Raw genomic sequence first — 4179 nt, forward strand, 5'->3', positions numbered from 1 at the left:
TGTGCGCAGCTGGCGCATAGAGGTTACAAAATACGTAAATACTACTCTCAAACCTTTCATTCCGCGGAGATCCGGTGTATAATATAACAGTTGTGATGCAGTTGAAGCAGAACGCCTCAAAGCGCGCAAAGGAGAGTTATCGTGGAGAAATTTGTTATCAACGGGGGCAAACCCCTTCAGGGCGAAGTGACCATCAGCGGTGCGAAGAACGCGGTGGTAGCCATTTTGCCCGCCACTATCCTGGCAGCCGATAAATGCGTGATCGAGAACGTGCCCGCCATCAGCGATGTGGCCGTCTCGCTGGAGATCCTCACCGCCCTGGGCGCTAAGGTGCGGATGCTCAATAAAAATACCTACGAAATTGACACCACCCACATCAACAGCACCGAGGTGCCGGACGATTTGTCCCGTCAGATGCGGGCAAGCTACTATTTCCTGGGCGCTTTGCTGGGCCGGTTCGGCTCCGGCCAGGTCGCCATGCCCGGCGGCTGCAACCTGGGTCCCCGCCCCATTGACCAGCACCTGAAGGCCTTCAGCGCTCTGGGCGCAGGCGATTCGGTGGAGTACGGCATGATCAAGGTGAGCGGCAGCCCCCTGAAGGGCGCGCATGTGTTCTTTGACAATGTGTCGGTGGGCGCCACCATGAACGCCATGCTCAGCGCCGTGCTGGCCGAGGGTCAGACCGTGCTGGAGAACGTGGCCAAGGAGCCCCACATCGTGGACCTGGCCAACTTTTTGAACATGATGGGTGCCGATGTGCGCGGCGCGGGTACCGACGTGATCCGTATCCGCGGCAAGAAGAGCATGCACGGCTGCACCTATTCCATCATCCCGGACCAGATCGAGGCCGGCAGCTACATGGTGGCCGCCGCCATCACCGGGGGCAACGTGCTCATCAAGAACGTGATCCCCAAGCATCTGGAGCCCATCACCGCCAAGATGGAGCTGGCCGGCGTGACCGTGGAGGAATATGACGACTCCATCCGTGTATGCCGCACCGGCGACTTGATGCCGCTGAAGATCAAGACCATGCCCCATCCGGGCTTCCCCACCGATATGCAGCCTCTGATGACCGTGCTGCTCACCACCGCCAAGGGCACCTCCATCGTGACCGAGGGCATCTGGGAAAACCGCTTCCGCTATGTGGATGAGCTGGTGCGCATGGGCGCGAATATTCAGGTGGACGGCCAGGTGGCCGTGATCGAGGGCGTGCCCGAGCTGCAGCCTGCGCCGCTGCGCGCTTCCGACCTGCGGGCAGGTGCCGCGCTGGTCATGGCTGCGCTGAGCGCCAAGGGCACCAGCGAGGTATCGGAGATCGCGCACATCGAGCGCGGCTACGAGGACCTGGTGGAAAAGCTGCAGGGGCTGGGCGCGGATATCCGCCGGGTGGAAAAGCCCGCCACCGGTTTGCCGCAGGCACTGTAATCCACCTCTGACCGAAGAAGAAAAAGGCCGCGGAGCTGCGTTTTCCGCGGCCTTTTGTATACATATAGGAGAATTCATGGCATTTTTTACTTCTCTTTATTCCGGTTCCTCCGGAAACTGCTCGGTGGTGCGCTGCGAGGGCAAGTATCTGCTCATTGATATGGGCAAAAGCTGCCGCACCACCCTGAACGCCCTGAAGGAGATGGGCCTGGCCGTGGCGGACATGCAGGGCATCCTGATCACCCACGAGCATTCCGACCACGTCCAGGGGCTGCGGGTGTTTTTGAAGCATTATAACGTGCCGGTCTACGGCTGCAGCGCCACGCTGGACAACCTGCTGGACATGGAGCTGGTGCCCCCGGCGGCCGAGCTGATCGCCATCGAGGGCCGGCCGGAGGAGATCGGCGTCTTTGTGGTGGAGGCATTCCCCACCAGCCACGATGTACCCTGCTGCGGCTATCGCATCCGCACGCCGGACGGCGGAGTCATGGCCATCGCCACCGACCTGGGCGTGCTCACGCCCCAGGTGCACCAGGCGCTGGCCGGGGTGAAGCTGGCGGCGCTGGAGTCCAACTACGACCGCAACTGCCTGATGATGGGTTCCTATCCCTATCATCTGAAGCGGCGCATCCAGTCCGACCGGGGCCACCTGGACAACGCGGAGTGTGCCGCCAAGGTGCTGGAGCTTTTACAGGACGGCTGCGAGAAAATTGCCCTGTGCCATTTGAGCCGGGAGAACAATACCCCCGAGCTGGCGCTGGCCACGGTGCGGGAGGCAATTCTGTGCGCGGGGCTCAAGCCCGGCGAGAATGTGGTCATCCAGGCCCAGAAGCGCAACGAGCCCAGTGATTGGATGGAGTTTTAACGAGTATGCAAAAGATCGATTTGATTTGTATCGGCAAGCTGAATGCCAGCTATTTTGCCGCGGGCGTGGCCGAGTACCAGAAGCGGCTGGGGGCCTTCTGTGAGTTTCGCATCATCGAGCTGCCGGAGGAGACCATCAGCGAGAAGAACGCCAGCCAGGCGGTGATCGACAAAGCACTGGAAAAGGAGGGCCGGGCGATCCTGGCCAATGTGCGCAAGGGTGCGGCTCTGGTGGCACTGTGCGTGGAGGGCAAGCTGATCTCCAGCGAGGAGCTGGCGGCGGCCATTGCGGACCGGGCCATGAGCGGCGCGGGGGATATGGCCTTTGTGATCGGCTCCTCCCACGGTCTGGCCCCCATGGTGAAGCAGGCGGCAGCCATGAAAATCAGCCTGGGACGGGTTACTCTGCCCCATCAGCTGGCCCGCCTGGTGCTCACCGAGCAGCTCTACCGGGCGTTTGCCATCAACAACCACATCAAGTATCATAAGTAATGCAGAAGGCCTGCCGGTTCCGGTGGGCCTCTTTGCGTTTTGAAAGCTTCCGTTTTTGAAAAATTCACAGTTTCGTGGTACAATAACAGAAATCCGGCCCGCGCAGCAACAGCGCGCAGGGCCATCATAGAGAGGAGAATCCCCCTTGAATAAAAAATGGATCGCCGCCGCGCTGGCGGTGTGCCTGGCGGTGAGCTTTACCGCCTGCAAGAAGTCAAACGACGGCTACGACGTGACCGTGATCGGCCCGGAAAAGACCAGCGCGCCCTCCACCGTGCAGCCTCAGGCCAGCGCCGCGCCCACCGCCACCCCCAAGCCTCAGGCGGGCTTTGTGGTGGGACCGGTGAAGGATATCGACATCGTGGGCTCGCTGGCGGACTATTCTGCACCCTCCCAGACCCAGCTGAGCCTGGAGGAGCGGGAACAGCTGGCCTTCTTCACCCAGAACGGAAAAACCGGCGTGATCGACCTGAAGGGCAATATCGTGATCCCGGCGGAAAAGGATGTACACTGGTGCCCGGTGTGCGGCATCACCAATGAGGGGGAGACCGAGATCTATAACGCCAAGGGCGAGGTGATCGGCTCCGGCGGGCATGGCCAGTTTGAAACCCCCATCTATTACGACACCAAGACCAAGGCCCTGTATCTGGAAAACATGGAGACGCTGGTCTCCTGGAACCAGGAGATGCTGAACACGCTGGAGCCGGTGATCGCCACTGTGGTGACCATCACCCCCACCACCCAGGAGGATGCAAGCTGGAAGGGCAGCTTTTTGAACGATGAGTCCGCCCCGGTGATCGTGGGCGAGACTGAGGGCTATATGCTCTTCAAGCCAGACGGCACCGCGCTGAACAAGCAGGTTTATGAGGAGATCCAGCGGGCCAGCACCGGAACCTTCGCGGTGAAGCAGAACGGCCTGTGGGGCTATGTGAACCAGGAGACCGGTGAGCAGATGGTGGAATGCAAGTATCTGGAGGCCCTGCCCTTCAACGGTGACCGGGCCGCGGTGAAGGCCGAGAGCGGCTGGGGTTATATCAGCCTGACCGGCCGCCAGAAGACCAGCATGGACTTTCTGGGCGCGGCCAGTGCGGCGGACGAGTCCACCGCCTGGGTGCGCACCGCCCAGGGCTGGGGCGTGGTGAATCTGAGCGACTACCCTCCGCAGGCCAGCTGAGCAAAACAATCAAGGAATAAAGGCAAAAGCCCACCGGCGCACATTCGCGCCGGTGGGCTTTTCTGCTGCGGAAGAGGGCAGCCTGAAACAAAAGAAAAAGACCTGAAACCGAAGTTTCAGGTCTTTCTGGTGGAGATAAGCGGGATCGAACCGCTGACCTCTTGAATGCCATTCAAGCGCTCTCCCAGCTGAGCTATACCCCCATATGTTTGCTGCCGTTTTGC

At 60.8% G+C, this 4179-nt stretch carries 4 protein-coding genes and 1 tRNA gene; 4 read left to right on the top strand and 1 reads right to left on the bottom strand.

The window, feature by feature from the left end; all coding sequences use genetic code 11:
* Positions 1-141: 141 nt before the first annotated feature.
* From J7G73_RS12475 to J7G73_RS12490, 4 genes are all read left to right on the top strand, one after another.
* Positions 142-1425, top strand: a complete 1284-nt coding sequence (locus tag J7G73_RS12475) for a UDP-N-acetylglucosamine 1-carboxyvinyltransferase (RefSeq protein WP_087295014.1) — start codon at positions 142-144, stop codon at positions 1423-1425.
* A gap of 76 nt (positions 1426-1501) precedes the next feature.
* A complete protein-coding gene (locus J7G73_RS12480; RefSeq protein WP_291246498.1) occupies positions 1502-2290 on the top strand; it encodes an MBL fold metallo-hydrolase in 789 nt (262 codons plus the stop codon).
* Positions 2291-2295: 5 nt separating this feature from the next.
* A complete protein-coding gene (gene rlmH, locus J7G73_RS12485) occupies positions 2296-2781 on the top strand; it encodes a 23S rRNA (pseudouridine(1915)-N(3))-methyltransferase RlmH (RefSeq protein ID WP_291246499.1) in 486 nt (161 codons plus the stop codon).
* A 145-nt stretch (positions 2782-2926) separates the two neighbouring features.
* Positions 2927-3955 (top strand): WG repeat-containing protein, encoded by a 1029-nt coding sequence (locus tag J7G73_RS12490; protein ID WP_291246500.1) that lies wholly within the window; start codon positions 2927-2929, stop codon positions 3953-3955.
* A 127-nt stretch (positions 3956-4082) separates the two neighbouring features.
* On the opposite strand, the gene J7G73_RS12495 is transcribed toward J7G73_RS12490, so the two are convergent.
* Positions 4083-4158: transfer RNA gene (locus J7G73_RS12495), tRNA-Ala, on the bottom strand.
* Positions 4159-4179: the final 21 nt, after the last annotated feature.

It is taken from the genome of Allofournierella sp. (genome assembly GCF_017889395.1).
Taxonomy (GTDB): domain Bacteria; phylum Bacillota; class Clostridia; order Oscillospirales; family Ruminococcaceae; genus Allofournierella.